The following is a 17,851-nucleotide window of genomic DNA, read 5'->3' on the forward strand; positions in this document are numbered from 1 at the left end:
TGCAGGCGGCGCCGACTCACGAGCGTGGGGGCACTTGACTATCTCCGGCACCGGTGACGGTGGCGTGTCGTGTGCTCCCCCTTGCGGTGAACCAATGGACTCATGAGGAGGAACCCATGCGTGGTGCCAAGAGCGCCAAGTGGGTCGCGATAGCCGCGGTTGTGGCGCTGGCCGCGACCGCCTGTGGTGGCAGTGACGGCGACAGCGGCAATGACAGCAACGCCGCCGTCGATCCGAACGGCAAGTTCTCGATCGAGGTGGGTGAGCCGCAGAACCCGCTGCAGCCGGCCAACACCATGGAGTCCAACGGCAGCATCGTCACCCGGGCGCTGTTCACCGGGCTCGTCGACTACGACTCGTCCGGCAAGATCGTCATGATGAACGCCCAGTCGGTGGACACCACCGACAACAAGACGTTCACGGTCAAGCTGAAGCCCGGCTGGAAGTTCCACGACGGCACCCCCGTGACCGCCGAGTCCTACGTCAAGGCGTGGAACTGGGCCGCCGCCCCGGCCAACAAGCAGACCAACAGCTTCTGGTTCTCGGACATCCAGGGCTACGCCGACGTCGCCCCCGAGAAGGGCAAGCCGAAGGCCACCGAGATGTCCGGCCTGAAGGTCGTCGACGACAACACCTTCACCATCACCCTCACCAGCCCGATCCCGTACTTCGTGTACAAGCTGGGCTACGAGGTCTTCTCCCCGCTGCCCGAGTCCTTCTACAAGGACCCGAAGGCCGCGGGCGAGAAGCCGATCGGCAACGGCCCCTACAAGTTCGTCAGCTGGGACCACAAGAAGCAGATCGAGGTCGTCCGCAACGACGACTACCAGGGACCGAACAAGGCCAAGAACGGTGGTGTGATCTTCAAGAACTACACCAACCTGGAGACGGCCTACGAGGACCTGAAGTCCGGCAACGTCGACGTCCTGCGCCAGATCGCCCCCCGTGACCTGCCCGTCTACAAGCAGGACCTCGGCGACCGCGCTGTCGACCAGGCCTACTCCGCGATCCAGACGATCGCCCCCGCCTTCTACACCAAGCAGTGGAAGGGCATCGACCCCAAGGTCCTCCAGGGCCTGTCGATGGCGATCGACCGCAACACCATCACCAAGACGGTGCTCCAGGGCACCCGCGAGCCCGCCACCGGCTGGGTCGCCAAGGGCGTCCTCGGCTACCAGCCGAGCCTGGGCACCGACATCTTCACCTACGACCCGGCCAAGGCCAAGGCGCTCATCAAGGAGGGCGGCGGCGTTCCGGGCAACAAGATCTCCATCCAGTACAACGCGGACGGCGGTCACAAGGAGTGGGTGGAGGCGGTCTGCGGCTCCATCACCAAGGCCGTCGGCGTGGCGTGCACTGGTGACTCGAAGGCCGACTTCCAGGCCGACCTCCAGGCGCGTGACGCGAAGGAAGTCAAGTCGATGTACCGCTCCGGCTGGGTGCTCGACTACCCGTTCAACGCGAACTTCCTGCGTGACCTGTTCGGCACCAACTCGTCCGGCAACCAGAGCGGCTTCTCCAACCCGGAGATCGACAAGCTGATCAAGGACGCCGACGCCGCCAAGACGGAGGAGGAGTCGGAGAAGCTGTACCAGCAGCTGGAGAAGAAGCTGCCTGAGTACATGCCGAGCATTCCGCTCTGGTACTACAAGGTCAACGCGGGCTTCTCGGAGAAGGTCACCGGCGTCAAGTACGCCCAGGACGGCGACCCGATCCTGACCGGCGTTCAGGTCAAGAAGTAACCGCAACGACCGTTGTCCCGGGCGCGGCGTGACCCGCCCGGGGAACGGCAGCGGCCGGGGGGCCCTTTCCACCCGCATCTTCAGGTGATGCGTGGGGAAAGGGCCCGTTGGCTGCCCGCCGTGACTGACATGGAGGCACAATGGGGCGCTACGTCGCACGACGACTGCTCCAGATGATCCCGGTGTTCATCGGGACAACTCTGCTGATCTTTCTCATGGTCTACGCCCTGCCCGGTGACCCCGTGCGCGGGCTCTTCGGCGACAAGGCCGGTGATCCGCGGGTCATCGCGGCGCTGAGACATGAGTACGGCCTGGACCAGCCGATCCTGGTGCAGTACTGGAACTACATGAAGGACATGATCCTGCATGGCGACTTCGGCACGCAGATCGCCAGCGGACGGCCCGTCACGGACGTACTGGGCGATGCCTTCCCGGTGACCCTGCGCCTCGCATCGCTGGCCTTCGCCATCGAGGCCGTCCTGGGCATCGCTCTGGGCGTGCTGGCGGGCCTGCGCGCAGGGCGGCTCACCGACAACGTGATCCTCGTGATCACGCTGCTGTTCATCTCGATTCCGATCTTCGTCCTCGGCTTCATCTGCAAGCTGGTCTTCGCCGAGCAGCTCCACTGGTTGGACCCGAACGTCAATGACTCGACGAACTACGGCCAGTTGCTGATGCCGGCCATCGTCCTGGCGACGGCGTCACTGGCCTATGTGACCCGGCTGACCCGGACCTCGATTGCCGAGAACCGGCGTGCGGACTACGTCCGCACTGCGATCGCCAAGGGGCTGCCCAGGAGCCGTGTGGTGGGCGTCCACGTCATGCGCAACTCGCTGATCCCCGTGATCACTTACCTGGGTACCGACATCGGTGCGCTGATGGGTGGCGCCATCGTCACCGAGGGCCTGTTCAACATCCAGGGAGTGGGCGGCACGATCTACGAGTCCCTCGTACGCCGAGAGGGCACCACTCTGGTCGGCCTGGTGACGATCCTCGTCCTCGTCTATCTCCTTGCCAACCTGCTCGTCGACCTGCTCTACGCGGTCCTTGACCCGAGGATTCGCTATGCCTGATGTGACCAAGACCGATGTCAAGAGGGCTGTACAGGGCGGCCCGACGCCCGCGGTGACGCTGCCGGACTCCAAACCGGAGAAGGGCCGCAGCCTCTGGGGCGACGCCTGGGCCGACCTGCGCCGCAGCTGGATCTTCATCATCTCCAGCGCGCTGATCTTCATCCTGCTGCTGATCACCTTCTTCCCCGGGTGGTTCACCAGCGCGCAGCCGATCCTCGGCGACCTGTCCAAGCACTACCTGCAGAAGCCCAAGCTGGGTGAGATCGGTTCGCCCGACTGGCTCGGCTACGACCAGCAGGGCCGCAGCGTGTACGCCCGTGTCATCTACGGCACCCGGGCCTCCATAGCCGTCGGCTTCGGCACCACCCTGGTCGTCACGCTGGTGGGCGGCACGGTCGGCATGATCGCCGGTTACTTCGGCGGCGTCGTCGACTCGATCCTGTCGCGGCTGACGGACGTGTTCTTCGGTATTCCGTTCCTGCTCGGCACCATGGTCTTCCTCAACTCCTTCACGGAGCGCACGCCCTGGATCGTCATCGGCGCACTGGGCTTCTTCGGCTGGACGCAGATCTCCCGGGTGATGCGCGGTGCGGTGATCACCACCAAGCAGTCCGACTACGTGCAGGCGGCCAAGGCCCTCGGCGCGAGCACCCCGCGGATCATGTTCCGGCACATCCTGCCGAACACCCTGGCCCCGGTGATCGTCGTCGCCACCATCTCGCTCGGCGTCTACATCACGGCCGAGGCCACGCTGTCCTTCCTGGGCCTGGGGCTCACCGGCGCCTCGTGGGGCAACGACATCTCCGACGGCGGCAACCAGATCCGCGTGGCCCAGTGGATCATGCTCTACCCGTCGATCATGCTCAGCATCACGGTGCTGGCGTTCATCATGCTCGGTGAGGCCGTACGCAACGCCCTCGACCCGAAGATGCGCTGAGGGAGGCGTACGTGACCGTCATCGAAGAAACAGCCGTGCCCTCGCCCCGCGACGGCGACGGCTCCCCGTTGCTCGAAGTGCGTGACCTGCACGTCGAGTTCCACACCCGCGAGGGCCTGGCCAAGGCCGTCAACGGCGTCAACTACACCGTCAGCGCGGGCGAGACCCTCGCCGTGCTCGGCGAGTCCGGCTCCGGCAAGTCCGTGACCGCGCAGGCCATCATGGGCATCCTCGACATGCCCCCGGCGCGGATCCCGAAGGGCGAGATCCTCTTCCGTGGCCAGGACATGCTGACCATGTCGGGCGAGGAGCGCCGCAAGATCCGGGGACAGAAGATCGCCATGATCTTCCAGGACGCGCTCAGCTCGCTGAACCCGGTGCTCAGCGTCGGCTACCAGCTCGGTGAGATGTTCCGCGTCCACCAGGGCCTGTCCAAGAAGGACGCCAAGGCCAAGGCGATCGAGCTGATGGACCGGGTGAAGATCCCGGCCGCCGCGGCGCGGGTGGGCGACTACCCGCACCAGTTCTCCGGCGGTATGCGCCAGCGCATCATGATCGCCATGGCGCTGGCCCTGGAGCCGGATCTGATCATCGCCGACGAGCCGACCACGGCCCTCGACGTGACCGTTCAGGCCCAGGTCATGGATCTGCTCGCGGAGTTGCAGCGCGAGTACAACATGGGCCTGATCCTGATCACCCACGACCTCGGTGTGGTCGCCGACGTCGCGGACAAGATCGCCGTGATGTACGCGGGCCGGATCGTGGAGCGTGCCCCGGTGCACGAGCTGTACAGGCGCCCCGCGCACCCGTACACGCGGGGTCTGCTGGACTCGATCCCGCGCCTGGACCAGAAGGGCCAGGAGCTCTACGCGATCAAGGGTCTGCCGCCCAACCTGCTGCGCATTCCGTCCGGTTGCGCCTTCAACCCGCGCTGCCCCAAGGCGACGGACCTGTGCCGTACGGAGATCCCGGACCTCAAGCCGGTCACCGAGCAGGACGGCACCGAACTGGTGGGCCGCGGTTCGGCCTGCCACTTCTGGAAGGAGACGATCCATGGCTGAGATCGGCAAGAACGACGAGCCGCAGGACGCCACGCCGAACGTCTCCGAGGTGGAGACCGTGGCCGCCGACACCGAGTCGGAGGCCGTCGCGGCCATCGAGGCCCCGGTCGAACGCGGCGAGCCGATCCTCCAGGTGCGCAACCTGGTGAAACACTTCCCGCTCACCCAGGGCATCCTGTTCAAGCGGCAGATCGGCGCCGTCAAGGCCGTCGACGGCATCTCCTTCGACCTGTACCAGGGCGAGACCCTGGGCATCGTGGGCGAGTCCGGCTGCGGCAAGTCCACGGTCGCCAAGCTCCTGATGAACCTGGAGAAGGCGACCGCCGGCGAGATCTTCTACAAGGGCCAGGACATCACCAAGCTGTCCGGCCGCGCGCTGAAGGCGGTCCGCCGGAACATCCAGATGGTGTTCCAGGACCCGTACACCTCCCTGAACCCGCGGATGACGGTGGGCGACATCATCGGGGAGCCCTTCGACATCCACCCCGAGGTGGCTCCGAAGGGCGACCGGCGCAAGCGGGTCCAGGACCTGCTGGACGTCGTCGGCCTGAACCCGGAGTACATCAACCGCTACCCGCACCAGTTCTCGGGCGGCCAGCGCCAGCGCATCGGCATCGCGAGGGGGTTGGCTCTCAACCCGGAGATCATCATCTGCGACGAGCCGGTGTCGGCCCTCGACGTGTCGGTCCAGGCGCAGGTCATCAACCTGATGGAGGGGTTGCAGGACGAGTTCAACCTCTCCTACATCTTCATCGCGCACGACCTGTCGATCGTCCGGCACATCTCGGACCGGGTCGGGGTGATGTACCTCGGGAAGATGGCCGAGATCGGCACGGACGAGCAGATCTACGACCACCCGACGCACCCCTACACCCAGGCGCTGCTCTCCGCGGTCCCCGTCCCGGACCCGGACGCCCGCGACCACCGCGAGCGGATCATCCTCACCGGCGACGTCCCGTCCCCGGCCAACCCGCCCTCCGGCTGCCGCTTCCGCACCCGCTGCTGGAAGGCGCAGGACAAGTGCGCCGAAGAGGTCCCCCTCCTCGCCGTCCCCGAGCGGTTCCGCAGCGAGGACACCCCGGCTGCCCACGAGTCGGCCTGCCACTTCGCCGAGGAGAAGGACGTCGTCCACGCGGCGTGATCCACCTCCACACGGGTTCCCGGCACCTCATCCAGGGTGCCGGGAACCGGCGTTTTCACACCGCTACGTCGTGACCCGCGCCCGCGCCCAATGACAAGCCACCTGCGCCCCACCACCCCCGCCCAGCACCTCCAGATCCCGCGTCCGGCACGCGTCCGCGACGCCCGCTGCCTCCGCCTCGCCGTTCGCCAGGATCTGGCAGCGGGCGTGGAAGCGGCAGCCGGAGGGGATGCGGGAGGGGTCGGGGGGCTCGCCGGTCAGGACCACCGGGGTGCCGGGGGCCTCGGGGACGACGGACAGCAGGGCCTGGGTGTACGGGTGTTGAGGTGCTGTCAGGACGTCCTCGACAGCGCCCGTCTCCACGATCCGGCCCAGGTACATCACCGCGACCCGGTCGGCGATGTTCCACGCCAGGCCGAGGTCGTGGGTCACCACCAGCGCCGCCAGGCCCAGTTCGTCGCGGAGCCGTAGCAGCAGGGCGAGGATCTCGCCGCGTACGGAGGCGTCGAGTGAGGCCACCGGTTCGTCCGCGATGATCAGTTCGGGGTTCAGGACCAGCGCTCCCGCGATCACCACGCGTTGCCGCTGGCCGCCGGACAACTCGTGCGGGTAGCGCAGGAAGAAGCGCTCGGGTGGGCGCAGTCCGGCCCGGGAGAGGGCCTGCGTCACCGCCTCCCGCTCGTCACCGTCGTAGCCATGGATCCGCAGGCCCTCCGCCACCGCGTCGTACACGGTGTGCCGTGGGTTCAGCGAGCCGGACGGGTCCTGGAGCACCAACTGCACGCGCCGGCGGTAGGACTTGAGCGCCCGGGAGGTGTACGACAGCGGCTTCCCGGCGAAGCCGACGCGCCCCGCCGTCGGAGTCACCAGCCCGAGCAGCGCCCGCGCCAGCGTCGTCTTGCCGCACCCCGACTCGCCGACCAGCGCCACGATCTCCCCGGCCCTGATGTCGAGGTCGACACCGTCCACGGCCCGGGCGGAAGCGGCACCATGGCGGCCGGGGAAGGTGACGTGCAGGCCTTCGGCGGTGAGCAGGGGCGGGGATGTACTCGTCTTCACGTGCGGCTCCTCGCGTCCGTCACATGCACACACGCCGCCCTCCGCCCCGGCCCCGCCTCCCGCAGCGCCTGGTCCTGCGACGCGCACTCCGTCAGGGCCACCCCGCATCTGGGATGGAACGCACACCCGGAGGGGAGGTCCGAGGGGTCCGGTGGGTCACCCGCCAGGCCGCGTGGCGCGAAGCGCGACGACGGGTCGCCGATGCGGGGGAACGCGGAGGACAGGGCCTCGGCGTACGGGTGCCGCGCGTGCTCGTGGACCTCCTGGGCCGGTCCCTCCTCGACCACGCGGCCCGCGTACATCACGGCGAGCCGGTCGCAGGTGTCGGCGAGGACGGCCAGGTCGTGGCTGATCATGATGAGGCCGAGGTCCTGCTCGGCGACGAGGCCCTCGATGAGCCGCAGGATCTGCGCCTGGATCATCACGTCGAGGGCGGTGGTCGGCTCGTCGGCGACGACCAGCAGGGGGTCGCAGGCCAGTGCCATGGCGATCATCACCCGCTGCCGTTGGCCACCGGACAGTTCGTGCGGGTACGCGCTCGCCCTGGCCGCCGGAAGGCCCACGTGCTCCAGCAGCTCGCCCGTCCTCTTCCGCGCCGCCGCCGCGGTACCCCCGCCGTGCAGCAGGATCGGCTCGGCGATCTGGTCGCCGATGCGGTGGACGGCGTTGAGGGAGTGCATCGCCCCCTGGAAGACGATCGAGGCGCCGGCCCAGCGCACCGCCCGCACCCGCCCCCACTTCATGGTGAGCACGTCCTCGCCGTCCAGCAGCACCGATCCGCTGATCCTGGTCCCGGCCGGCAGCAGTCTCAGCAGCGCCAGTGCCAGCGTCGACTTGCCGCACCCGGACTCGCCCGCGATGCCGAGCTTCTGCCCGGCGGCCAGCGTCAGGTCGACGCCCCGCACCGCGTCCGCCCCGCCGGGGTAGGTGACCTCCAGGTTCCGGACTTCGAGCAGTGTCACTGGGTCGCCTCCTTGCTGCACCCGGACTCGTCCGTGATGCCGTGCTTCGGCCGCGCCGCCGGTGTCAGGTCGACGCCCCGCACCGCGTCCGCCTCGCTGGGGTAGGTGACCTCCAGGTTCCGGACTTCGAGCAGCGTCAACGGGCCACCCCCAGCCTCGGGTTGAGCACGGTCTCCACGGCACGCCCGCACAGTGTGAACGCCAGCGCCACCACCGCGATCGCGATCCCCGGCGGCACCAGGTACCACCAGTCGCCGGAGCTGACCGCGCCTGCCTCACGCGCCTCCTGGAGCATGCCGCCCCAGGAGACCACCGTCGGATCGCCCAGGCCCAGGAAGGCGAGTGTGGCCTCGGCGAGGATGGAGGTGGAGATCATCAAGGTCGTCTGGGCCAGGATCAGCGGCATGACGTTCGGCAGGACGTGCCTCGACATGATGTGCCAGTGCCCGCCGCCGAGTGCCTTCGCGCGTTCGATGTACGGCCGTGATTCGACGGCCAGTGTCTGCGCCCGCACCAGCCTCGCCGTCGTCGGCCAGATCGTCACGCCGATCGCCAGCACGACCGTACCGAGCGACCGGGACATCACCGTGGCCAGCGCGATCGCCAGCACCAGCGTCGGCATCACCAGGAACCAGTCCGTGATCCGCATGACCACGGTGGCGTACGGTCCGCGGAAGTGCCCGGCCGTGATGCCGACGAGCCCGCCGATCAGCACCGACAGCACTGCCGCCAGCAGACCCACCAGCAGTGAGACGCGCGAGCCCCACACCAGCAGGCCCAGCAGATCGCGCCCGAACCGGTCGGTGCCCAGCGGGAATTCGGCGCTCGGGCTCTCCATCGGGTTGCCCGGCGCGTCGGTCACGCTCGCGACGTCGGAGCCGACCGTCAGCGGCGCGGTCAGCGCGACCAGAACGAAGAGGGCGAGCGCGGCCAGGCCCAGCAGGCCCGCGCGGTGCGTCCGGTACTGCTTCCAGAAGCGGGCGGCGGAGTCCCGCCGCCGCTGCCGGCTGAGCGCGGCAGCCGTCGTCATCGGCCCACCCTCGGGTCGAGCAGCGGATAGACCAGATCCGCCACCGTGTTCATCACGACCACCGCCGCCGCGAAGACGAAGAACAGGCCTTGGACCAGGGGGAGATCTGGCACGCTCAGCGCCTGGTAGAAGAGCCCGCCCAGCCCCGGCCACGAGAAGACGGTCTCCACGAGGATCACGCCCGCGACCGTCCGGCCCAGGTTCACGAAGATCAGCGTCACGGTCGGCAGCATCGCGTTGGGCACGGCGTGCCGCCGCCGCACCAGGTCGTCCCGGAGGCCCTTGGCGCGCGCGGTCGTCAGATAGTCGCTGCCCATCTCGTCCAGCAGCGCCGAGCGGGTGACGAGCAGCGTCTGGCCGTACTCGACCGCGACCAGGGTGATCACCGGCAGTACGAGATGGTGGGCGACGTCGATGACGTACGCGAAGCCCTCCTCGCCCCCCGACTCCATGCCACCGGTCGGGAACAGGCCCGGGATCGGGCCGATGCCCACCGCGAACACGATGATGAGCAGCAGGCCGAGCCAGAAGGAGGGGATGGAGTACAACGTGAGCGCCAGGCCCGTGTTCAGGCGGTCGCCCAGCCCGCCGCGCCGCCATGCCGAGCGAGTGCCGAGGAAGATGCCCAGCGCCGTGTACAGGACGAAGGCCGTCCCCGTAAGAATCAGCGTGTTCGGCAGCGCCTCGGTGATCTTGTCGATGACAGGAGCCCGGAACTGGTACGACGTGCCCAGGTCGCCGGTGAGCGCCTTGCCGCAGTAGTCAGCGAACTGCTCCCACAACGGCAGGTCGAGGCCGAACTCCCGGCGATACGCGGCCAGTTGCTCGTTCGACACCTGACGGCCGCCGGTCATGTGCTTCACCGGGTCACCGGGGATCAGCCGGAACAGGAAGAAGCTGGTGACCAGGACGGCGAAGAGCGAGACCACGGCGCCGCCGACCTTGCCCGCCCCGTAGCGGAGATACCCCGTGCCCGGGCGCTCGGCCTTCTTCGGCGCCGCCGCGGCTGCCGTGTCAGTGGCCATGGACGCTACTCACGGTCGTCGGCGGTCGCCCGCCGACGCAGCCCGAAGAACACGCCCGCACCCACGAGGACCACGGCTCCGGCCACGATGCCCACGACCACGCCCGTCGAGCTCGACGAGTCGTCGGAGCCGGACGCGGCCGGTACCGCCGACCACCAGCTCCAGTAGCCGTCCTGACCGAAGATGTTGCCCGCCTTCTCCGGCATGGTGGTGATCGACTCGATCTGGTCCGTGCGGTAGGCCTCGACCGCGTTCGGGTATGCCATGACGTTCATGTACCCGAGGTCGTACAGCCGGGACTCCATCTGCTTGACGAGGTCGGCCCGTTTGGCCGGGTCGTACTCGGCGAGCTGCTGGGCGTAGAGCTTGTCGTAGGTCTTGTCGCAGATGAAGTTGTCGGTCGCACCCACGTCGTCCGGGGTCGCGGGCAGGGCGCCGCAGGTGTGGATCGACAGCACGAAGTCCGGGTTGGGGTTGACGGACCAGCCGTCGAAGGCGAGGTCGTACTCGCCGGCGAGCCAGGGGTCGCTCACGTTGTCCAGGCAGTCGAGCGTGATGCCGATGCCGAGGTCGGCCCACCACTCCTTGAGGTACTGGCCGACGGCCTTGTCCTCGGGTTCGGTGGCGTGGCACAGGACGCGGTAGTTGATCGGCTTGCCGTCCTTGCCGACCCGCTTGCCGTCGCCGTTCTTCTTGTAGCCCGCCTGGTCCAGGAGCTGGTCCGCCTTCGCGGGGTCGTAGGCGATCTCCTGGTCGGCCGACGGTTTCCAGTAGTACGTCGAGAAGCGCGGCGGGATGTAGCCCTCGCCCTTCACGGCGTGGCCCTGGAAGACCTTGTCGATGATGGTCGTACGGTCGACCGCCATGAACAGCGCGTGCCGTACCCGCTGGTCCAGCAGGGAGGGGTCGCCGTTGCCGAACTTCTCGCCGTTCGCGGCGCGGGCGCCCGGGTTGGTGGCGAGGGCGTAGAAGCGGCGCCCGGGCGCGTCGTTGACCTTGATGTCCTGCTGGCCCTTGAGCGCGGACGCCTGAGCGGGCGTCAGGTCGCCGAAGAAGGACACCTCGCCCTTCTGCAGGGCCGCCACGGCGGCGTCACCGTCCTTGTAGTACTTGAACAGCAGCTCGTCGAACTTCGGGGCGCCGCGCCAGAAGCTCTTGTTGGGCTCCAGGCGTACGTAGCTGTCGGCCTTGTAGCCGGTGAGGACGTACGGGCCGTTGCCGACGACGGGGAGGTCCTTGTCGTTGTTGAACTTGGAGAAGTCCTTGACCTTCTCCCAGATGTGCTTGGGCACGATCGGCACATCGAGGGCGGCCATCGTGGCCTGCGGCTTGTTCAGCTCTATGACGAGCTGGGTGGGGTTGGTGGCCGTCACCTTCTTGAAGTTGGAGACGAAGCTGCCGTTCGCGGTCGCGGCGTTCTCGTCGGTCATCATCTTGTTGAACGTCCAGGCGGCGTCCTCGGCGGTGACCGGTTTGCCGTCCGACCACTTGGTGCCGGAGCGGATCGTGTACGTCCAGGTGAGCTTGTCCGCGGACGGTGTCCACCTGGTGGCGAGACCCGGGATCGCGTGGGCGTCCTTGGGGTCGTAGTTGGTGAGGTACTCGTACATCAGCCGGAAGATGCTGGTGCTGACCAGACGGTTCGCCAGGAAGGGGCTCAGCGAGTCCACGCTCTGCGAGACGGCGACGGTGAGGACCTTCTTGTCGTCCGCGGCGGTGGCGGGCTGGGGTACCAGGACCGCCGACATCGTGAGGAGTGCGGCGACCATCAGGGGAATGCGGGTCCGGAGTCTGACATGTCTCTTCAGCTGCATGGAACCTGACCTCGCGTCATCGCTCGCACAGGCGGACAGTTTTCCGGTGTCTATCAGCGCCGCTCCGGGGCCGTCAATGGCGCCTGCAACCCTGGTGGCCTGCGGAAACAACAAGTTGATATGCCTCATGCCCCAGAGGTCCAGACCGGTGAAGCGTCCCTGGTGAGGGGCTGACGGCCTGTTTGGGCCAAGTGTGCACCCGGACGGATGGCGCTGACGTGCGAGTGATCCATTCCGGGCCGATATTGGCCGGTAAGGGTCGGACCTTCACTCGGAACTTCACCGGACCTTGACTCGGACCCTGACTCGGTCCTCACGAGGAGGCACTCCATGCGCGGAGCCACGCACGCCAAGTGGGTCGCATGCGCGGCGGCGGCAGCGCTCGCGGCGACGGCCTGCGGAGGGGACAGCGGCGGCGGCAGTGACAGCGGCGCGGTGCTCTCCTCCTCCTGGGGTGACCCGCAGAACCCGCTGGAGCCCGCCAACACCAACGAGGTGCAGGGCGGCAAGGTCCTCGACATGATCTTCCGGGGACTGAAGCGCTACGACCCCGAGACCGGCGAGGCGAGCGACATGCTCGCCGAGAAGATCGAGACGTCCGACTCGCAGAACTTCACCATCACCATCAAGGACGGCTGGACCTTCAGCAACGGCGAGAAGGTCACCGCGAAGTCCTTCGTCGACGCCTGGAACTACGGCGCCAGCCTGAAGAACAACCAGAAGAACGCGTACTTCTTCGGCTATATCGAGGGCTACGACAAGACGCACCCGGAGGACGGCAGCAAGCAGTCCGCGGACACCCTCTCCGGCCTGAAGGTCGTCGACGACAGGACCTTCACCGTCAAGCTCAGCCAGAAGTTCTCGACCTTCCCCGACACCCTCGGCTACCCCGCCTACGCCCCGCTCCCGCAGGCGTTCTTCGACGACCACGCCGCCTGGCTCAGCAAGCCCGTCGGCAACGGCCCGTACACCATCGACTCGTACACCAAGGGCTCGCAGATGTCGCTGCGCGCCTGGGACGCCTACCCCGGTGCGGACAAGGCACAGAACGGCGGCGTCGACCTCAAGGTCTACACCGACAACAACACCGCCTACACCGACCTGATGGCCGGCAACCTCGACCTCGTCGACGACGTTCCGGCGTCCCAGCTGAAGAACGTCAAGGCCGACCTCGGCGACCGCTACCTCAACACGCCCGCCGGCATCATCCAGACCCTCGCGTTCCCGTTCTACGACAAGAACTGGAACAAGCCCGGGATGGAGAAGGTCCGTACGGGCCTGTCCCGGGCCATCGACCGCGATCAGATCACCAACACCATCTTCCAGAAGACCCGCACACCGGCCACCGACTGGACCTCCCCGGTCCTCGGCGAGGACGGCGGCTTCAAGGAAGGCCCGTGCGGTGACGCCTGCGAGTACGACGCCGCGGAGGCGAAGAAGCTCATCGAGGAGGGCGGCGGGCTTCCCGGCGGACAGGTCAAGATCACGTACAACGCGGACACCGGCTCCCACAAGCAGTGGGTCGACGCCGTCTGCAACTCCATCAACAACGCCCTCGGCAACGACCGGGCCTGCGTCGGCAACCCGGTCGGAACCTTCGCCGACTTCCGCAGCCAGATCACCGACCTGAAGATGAGCGGCCCGTTCCGGGCGGGCTGGCAGATGGACTACCCGCTCATCCAGAACTTCCTCCAGCCGCTCTACTACACCAACGCCTCCTCCAACGACGGCAAGTGGTCCAACAAGGACTTCGACAAGCTCGTCGACCAGGCCAACGCCGAGACCGACACCACGAAGGCCGTGGGTCTCTTCCAGGACGCCGAGGAAGTCGTACGGGACAACATGGCCGCCATTCCGCTCTGGTACCAGAACGGCAGCGCCGGCTTCTCCGAGCGGTTGTCGGACGTGAAGCTCAATCCGTTCAGCGTCCCTGTCTACAACGAGATCAAGGTCAGCTGAACCGCCGTGGGACGGTACGTCGCCCGGCGGCTGCTCCAGATGATCCCGGTCTTCATCGGAGCCACGCTGCTGATCTTCCTGATGGTGAACGTGATGGGCGACCCCATCGCGGGCCTGTGCGGCGACCGGCAGTGCGACCCGGCGACGGCCGCGCAGCTGAGGAAGGAGTTCGGCCTCGATAAGCCGGTCGTGCAGCAGTACCTGACCTACATGGGCAACGTCTTCACCGGCGACTTCGGCACCGCCTTCAACGGCCAGCCCGTCACCGAGCTGATGTCGTCGGCGTTCCCGGTGACCATCCGCCTGACGATCGTCGCCATCCTCTTCGAGATCGTCATCGGCATCACCCTGGGCGTGGTGACGGGCCTGCGCCGCGGCCGTCCGATCGACACCTCCGTCCTCCTGATCACCCTCGTCGTGATCTCCGTCCCCACCTTCGTCACCGGCCTGCTGCTCCAGCTGCTCCTCGGCGTCGAGTGGGGCTGGATCAAACCGTCCGTCTCCACGGACGCGACCTTCGACGAGCTGATCGTGCCCGGCCTGGTCCTCGCCTCGGTCTCCCTCGCGTACGTCACCCGCCTGACCCGCACCTCCATCGCGGAGAACAAGACGTCCGACTACGTCCGTACGGCGATCGCCAAGGGCCTGCCCCGGCGCCGGGTCATCACCAAGCACCTGCTGCGCAACTCGCTCATCCCCGTCGTCACCTTCATCGGCACCGACATCGGCGCACTGATGGGCGGCGCGATCGTCACCGAGCGGATCTTCAACATCCATGGCGTCGGCTACCAGCTCTACCAGGGCATCCTCCGCCAGAACACCCAGACCGTCGTCGGCTTCGTGACCGTCCTCGTCCTGGTCTTCCTGGTGGCCAACCTGCTCGTGGACCTCCTGTACGCCGTACTCGACCCGAGGATCCGCTATGCCTGAACCGAAGGAGCCCCAGGGCGCCATCGCCGGCACCGGAATGGGAGGCGCGATGGACCTCGCGGCCGGCGAGGCGGAGACGCTGCAGCAGACGCCGGGTGGCCCGGAAGGCACCGGACCTCAGGGCAAACCCCGCTCCCTCTGGTCCGACGCCTGGCGCGACCTGCGCGGCAACCCCGTCTTCATCATCGCCGGGCTGGTCATCCTGTTCCTGGTCGTCATCTCGCTCTGGCCTTCGGCCATCGCCTCCGGCAACCCCCTCAAATGCGACCTCGCCAAGGCCCAGGAGGGCTCACAGCCCGGCCATCCCTTCGGCTACGACGGTCAGGGCTGCGACGTCTACACGCGCACCGTGTACGGCGCCCGGAACTCCGTCGCGGTCGGTGTGTGCGCCACGCTCGGCGTCGCGATCCTCGGCAGCGTGCTGGGCGGGCTCGCCGGGTTCTTCGGCGGGGTCTGGGACTCGTTCCTGTCCCGGATCACCGACATCTTCTTCGCGATCCCGGTCGTGCTGGGCGGTCTGGTGCTGCTGTCGGTGGTCACCAGCAGCACCATCTGGCCGGTCATCGGGTTCATGGTGCTGCTCGGCTGGCCGCAGATCTCCCGCATCGCCCGCGGCTCCGTCATCACCGCCAAGCAGAACGACTACGTCCAGGCCGCCCGCGCCCTCGGCGCCTCCAACTCCCGCCTGCTGCTGCGCCACATCACACCCAACGCCGTAGCACCGGTGATCGTCGTCGCGACCATCGCGCTCGGCACGTACATCGCGCTGGAGGCGACCCTGTCGTACCTGGGCGTAGGCCTGAAACCCCCGACGGTCAGCTGGGGCATCGACATCTCCGCCGCCTCCCCCTACATCCGCAATGCCCCCCACGCCCTGCTGTGGCCCTCCGGCGCCCTCGCCCTCACCGTCCTCGCGTTCATCATGCTGGGCGACGCGGTCCGCGACGCCCTCGATCCGAAGCTGAGGTGAGGGGGCGATGGTCCCGACTGCGCGGGTTGAGCGGGCCCTGCCCTCGTGGCATCTGTGCGCGCCCGCCGTCACGGCCGGCGTGCTCTTCATGCTCGGCGACGCGGTCCGCGACGCCCTCGATCCGAAGCTGAGGTGAGGCCGCATGCTGCTCGAAGTGCGGGATCTGCACGTGGAGTTCAGGACGCGGGACGGGATCGCCAAGGCGGTCAACGGGGTCAGCTACGGCGTGGACGCGGGCGAGACGCTGGCCGTGCTCGGGGAGTCCGGGTCCGGGAAGTCCGTGACCGCGCAGACGATCATGGGGATCCTCGACATGCCGCCGGGGCGGATCACCGGCGGTGAAGTCCTCTTCCAGGGCAGGGACCTGCTCTCGCTGAAGGAGGAGGAGCGGCGGAAGGTCCGCGGTGCCGAGATGGCGATGATCTTCCAGGACGCGCTGTCGTCGCTGAACCCCGTGCTCTCCGTGGGCGACCAGCTCGGCGAGATGTTCGTGGTCCACCGGGGCATGTCGCGGAAGGACGCGCGGGCCAAGGCGATCGAGCTGATGGACCGGGTCCGTATCCCCGGCGCCGGCCAGCGCGTCCGCGACTACCCCCACCAGTTCTCCGGCGGCATGCGCCAGCGCATCATGATCGCGATGGCGCTGGCCCTGGAGCCCGCGCTGATCATCGCCGACGAACCGACCACCGCCCTCGACGTCACCGTCCAGGCCCAGGTCATGGATCTGCTCGCCGAGTTGCAGCGCGAGTACAACATGGGGCTCATCCTGATCACGCACGACCTCGGCGTGGTCGCCGACGTCGCCGACCGCATCGCGGTGATGTACGCGGGCCGGATCGTCGAGTCGGCGCCGGTCCACGACATCTACAAGGCGCCCGCCCACCCGTACACCCGCGGCCTGCTCGACTCCATCCCGCGCCTGGACCAGAAGGGCCAGGAGCTCTACGCCATCAAGGGCCTGCCGCCGAACCTCATGAACATCCCGCCGGGCTGCGCCTTCCACCCCCGCTGTCCCCTGGCCCAGGACGTGTGCCGCACCGACGAGCCCCCGCTGTACGAGGTCTGCGAAGACCGGGGCAGCGCCTGCCACTTCTGGAGGGAGTGCCTGCATGGCTGAGCAGATCCTGGAAGTGCGCGGGCTCCTCAAGCACTACCCGCTCACCCAGGGCATCCTCTTCAAGAAGCAGGTCGGCGCCGTCAAGGCCGTCGACGGCGTGGACTTCGAACTCGCCCGCGGCGAAACCCTCGGCATCGTCGGCGAGTCCGGCTGCGGCAAGTCGACGGTCGCCAAGATGCTGGTCAACCTGGAGAGACCGACGTCCGGGTCGATCCGCTACAAGGGCGAGGACATCACCAAGCTGTCCGGCCGTGCCCTGAAGGCGGTCCGCCGGAACATCCAGATGGTGTTCCAGGACCCGTACACCTCGCTCAACCCGCGTATGACGGTGGGCGACATCATCGCAGAGCCGTACGACATCCACCCCGAGGTGGCCCCGAAGGGCGACCGGCGCAAGCGCGTGCAGGATCTGCTGGACGTCGTCGGACTCAACCCCGAGTACATCAACCGCTATCCGCACCAGTTCTCCGGAGGCCAGCGCCAACGCATCGGCATCGCAAGGGGGTTGGCGCTGCGCCCCGAGGTGATCGTCGCCGACGAGCCGGTATCGGCGCTGGACGTCTCGGTCCAGGCGCAGGTGATCAACCTGATGGAGCGGCTGCAGGACGAGTTCGAGCTGTCGTACATCTTCATCGCGCACGACCTGTCGATCGTCCGGCACATCTCGGACCGGGTCGGGGTGATGTACCTCGGGCGGATCGTGGAGACCGGACGGGACGCCGAGATCTACGACCATCCGACGCACCCCTACACCCAGGCGCTGCTCTCCGCGGTGCCCGTCCCGGACCCCGAGGCGCGCGAGCACCGGGAACGGATCATCCTCGCCGGCGATGTCCCGTCCCCGACGAACATCCCCTCTGGCTGCCGCTTCCGCACCCGCTGCTGGAAGGCCCAGGAGCGCTGCGAGCTGGAGGTGCCGCCGCTCGCGGTGCCCCCGGAGTTCACGGCAGGCCCGGCGGCGCACGACTCCGCCTGCCACTTCGCGGAGGAGAAGCAGGTCGTACCGGCCGAGAACACGGAGTAACACAGAG

General features: G+C 67.8%; 17 protein-coding genes. 11 read left to right on the forward strand and 6 right to left on the reverse strand.

The window, feature by feature from the left end; translation table 11 throughout:
• The first annotated feature begins 116 nt into the window (after positions 1 to 116).
• From QQY66_RS31865 to QQY66_RS31885, 5 genes are all read left to right on the forward strand, one after another.
• Positions 117 to 1,742, forward strand: a complete 1,626-nt coding sequence (locus tag QQY66_RS31865) for an ABC transporter substrate-binding protein (RefSeq protein WP_301983759.1) — start codon at positions 117 to 119, stop codon at positions 1,740 to 1,742.
• A gap of 140 nt (positions 1,743 to 1,882) precedes the next feature.
• A complete protein-coding gene (locus QQY66_RS31870) occupies positions 1,883 to 2,815 on the forward strand; it encodes an ABC transporter permease (protein ID WP_301983760.1) in 933 nt (310 codons plus the stop codon).
• On the forward strand, positions 2,808 to 3,752 hold the full coding sequence (locus QQY66_RS31875) for an ABC transporter permease (protein ID WP_301983761.1): 945 nt from the start codon (positions 2,808 to 2,810) through the stop codon (positions 3,750 to 3,752). The genes QQY66_RS31870 and QQY66_RS31875 overlap by 8 nt, the downstream gene beginning before the upstream one ends.
• An 11-nt stretch (positions 3,753 to 3,763) precedes the next feature.
• The gene (locus tag QQY66_RS31880; RefSeq protein ID WP_301983762.1) at positions 3,764 to 4,813 is read left to right on the forward strand and encodes an ABC transporter ATP-binding protein; all 1,050 of its coding nucleotides are present in this window, start codon (positions 3,764 to 3,766) and stop codon (positions 4,811 to 4,813) included.
• Entirely contained in the window at positions 4,806 to 5,954 is a 1,149-nt protein-coding gene (locus QQY66_RS31885; protein ID WP_301983763.1) for an ABC transporter ATP-binding protein, read from the forward strand. The genes QQY66_RS31880 and QQY66_RS31885 overlap by 8 nt, the downstream gene beginning before the upstream one ends.
• 63 nt (positions 5,955 to 6,017) lie before the next feature.
• Here QQY66_RS31885 and QQY66_RS31890 read toward each other — a convergent pair whose 3' ends face one another.
• The 6 genes from QQY66_RS31890 to QQY66_RS31915 are packed head-to-tail and all read right to left on the reverse strand — an operon-like array spanning position 6,018 to position 11,778.
• Positions 6,018 to 7,121, reverse strand: a complete 1,104-nt coding sequence (locus QQY66_RS31890; RefSeq protein WP_301983764.1) for an ABC transporter ATP-binding protein — start codon at positions 7,119 to 7,121, stop codon at positions 6,018 to 6,020.
• Entirely contained in the window at positions 7,010 to 7,975 is a 966-nt protein-coding gene (locus QQY66_RS31895) for an ABC transporter ATP-binding protein (protein WP_301983765.1), read from the reverse strand. Before QQY66_RS31895 ends, QQY66_RS31890 begins: the two co-directional genes overlap by 112 nt.
• Complete coding sequence (locus QQY66_RS31900; protein ID WP_367667006.1) at positions 7,972 to 8,115, reverse strand: hypothetical protein; 144 nt, start codon at positions 8,113 to 8,115, stop codon at positions 7,972 to 7,974. Before QQY66_RS31900 ends, QQY66_RS31895 begins: the two co-directional genes overlap by 4 nt.
• Positions 8,112 to 9,005, reverse strand: coding sequence for an ABC transporter permease (locus QQY66_RS31905; protein WP_301983766.1), 894 nt, complete (start codon positions 9,003 to 9,005; stop codon positions 8,112 to 8,114). The genes QQY66_RS31900 and QQY66_RS31905 overlap by 4 nt, the downstream gene beginning before the upstream one ends.
• On the reverse strand, positions 9,002 to 10,030 hold the full coding sequence (locus tag QQY66_RS31910; RefSeq protein ID WP_301983767.1) for an ABC transporter permease: 1,029 nt from the start codon (positions 10,028 to 10,030) through the stop codon (positions 9,002 to 9,004). The genes QQY66_RS31905 and QQY66_RS31910 overlap by 4 nt, the downstream gene beginning before the upstream one ends.
• A gap of 5 nt (positions 10,031 to 10,035) precedes the next feature.
• Positions 10,036 to 11,778: an ABC transporter substrate-binding protein gene (locus QQY66_RS31915; RefSeq protein WP_301987563.1), complete on the reverse strand. Its 1,743-nt coding sequence runs from the start codon at positions 11,776 to 11,778 to the stop codon at positions 10,036 to 10,038.
• A gap of 396 nt (positions 11,779 to 12,174) precedes the next feature.
• Here QQY66_RS31915 and QQY66_RS31920 point away from each other — a divergent pair, with 396 nt between their 5' ends.
• From QQY66_RS31920 to QQY66_RS31945, 6 genes are read left to right on the forward strand one after another with little or no spacing between them, the layout of a single operon-like run.
• The gene (locus QQY66_RS31920; protein WP_301983768.1) at positions 12,175 to 13,803 is read left to right on the forward strand and encodes an ABC transporter substrate-binding protein; all 1,629 of its coding nucleotides are present in this window, start codon (positions 12,175 to 12,177) and stop codon (positions 13,801 to 13,803) included.
• A gap of 6 nt (positions 13,804 to 13,809) precedes the next feature.
• Entirely contained in the window at positions 13,810 to 14,733 is a 924-nt protein-coding gene (locus tag QQY66_RS31925; protein ID WP_301983769.1) for an ABC transporter permease, read from the forward strand.
• The gene (locus QQY66_RS31930; RefSeq protein WP_301983770.1) at positions 14,726 to 15,703 is read left to right on the forward strand and encodes an ABC transporter permease; all 978 of its coding nucleotides are present in this window, start codon (positions 14,726 to 14,728) and stop codon (positions 15,701 to 15,703) included. Before QQY66_RS31925 ends, QQY66_RS31930 begins: the two co-directional genes overlap by 8 nt.
• A 7-nt stretch (positions 15,704 to 15,710) precedes the next feature.
• Positions 15,711 to 15,839 (forward strand): hypothetical protein, encoded by a 129-nt coding sequence (locus QQY66_RS31935; RefSeq protein WP_301983771.1) that lies wholly within the window; start codon positions 15,711 to 15,713, stop codon positions 15,837 to 15,839.
• Positions 15,840 to 15,845: 6 nt separating this feature from the next.
• Positions 15,846 to 16,820: an ABC transporter ATP-binding protein gene (locus tag QQY66_RS31940; RefSeq protein WP_301983772.1), complete on the forward strand. Its 975-nt coding sequence runs from the start codon at positions 15,846 to 15,848 to the stop codon at positions 16,818 to 16,820.
• Complete coding sequence (locus QQY66_RS31945; protein WP_301983773.1) at positions 16,813 to 17,844, forward strand: ABC transporter ATP-binding protein; 1,032 nt, start codon at positions 16,813 to 16,815, stop codon at positions 17,842 to 17,844. Before QQY66_RS31940 ends, QQY66_RS31945 begins: the two co-directional genes overlap by 8 nt.
• The last annotated feature ends 7 nt before the right edge of the window (positions 17,845 to 17,851 follow it).

Origin of the sequence: Streptomyces sp. DG2A-72 (genome assembly GCF_030499575.1) — a bacterium.
In the GTDB taxonomy this organism is placed as follows: domain Bacteria; phylum Actinomycetota; class Actinomycetes; order Streptomycetales; family Streptomycetaceae; genus Streptomyces.

Bases quoted from the DNA above. Each gene is read 5' to 3' on its own strand.
- QQY66_RS31870 (WP_301983760.1), top strand. From the start codon at position 1,883: ATGGGGCGCTACGTCGCACGACGACTGCTCCAGATGATCCCGGTGTTC.
- QQY66_RS31915 (WP_301987563.1), bottom strand. From the start codon at position 11,778: ATGTCGGCGGTCCTGGTACCCCAGCCCGCCACCGCCGCGGACGACAAG.
- QQY66_RS31890 (WP_301983764.1), bottom strand. From the start codon at position 7,121: ATGCGGGGTGGCCCTGACGGAGTGCGCGTCGCAGGACCAGGCGCTGCG.
- QQY66_RS31905 (WP_301983766.1), bottom strand. From the start codon at position 9,005: ATGACGACGGCTGCCGCGCTCAGCCGGCAGCGGCGGCGGGACTCCGCC.
- QQY66_RS31875 (WP_301983761.1), top strand. From the start codon at position 2,808: ATGCCTGATGTGACCAAGACCGATGTCAAGAGGGCTGTACAGGGCGGC.
- QQY66_RS31945 (WP_301983773.1), top strand. From the start codon at position 16,813: ATGGCTGAGCAGATCCTGGAAGTGCGCGGGCTCCTCAAGCACTACCCG.
- QQY66_RS31910 (WP_301983767.1), bottom strand. From the start codon at position 10,030: ATGGCCACTGACACGGCAGCCGCGGCGGCGCCGAAGAAGGCCGAGCGC.
- QQY66_RS31935 (WP_301983771.1), top strand. From the start codon at position 15,711: ATGGTCCCGACTGCGCGGGTTGAGCGGGCCCTGCCCTCGTGGCATCTG.
- QQY66_RS31940 (WP_301983772.1), top strand. From the start codon at position 15,846: ATGCTGCTCGAAGTGCGGGATCTGCACGTGGAGTTCAGGACGCGGGAC.
- QQY66_RS31885 (WP_301983763.1), top strand. From the start codon at position 4,806: ATGGCTGAGATCGGCAAGAACGACGAGCCGCAGGACGCCACGCCGAAC.
- QQY66_RS31930 (WP_301983770.1), top strand. From the start codon at position 14,726: ATGCCTGAACCGAAGGAGCCCCAGGGCGCCATCGCCGGCACCGGAATG.
- QQY66_RS31920 (WP_301983768.1), top strand. From the start codon at position 12,175: ATGCGCGGAGCCACGCACGCCAAGTGGGTCGCATGCGCGGCGGCGGCA.
- QQY66_RS31865 (WP_301983759.1), top strand. From the start codon at position 117: ATGCGTGGTGCCAAGAGCGCCAAGTGGGTCGCGATAGCCGCGGTTGTG.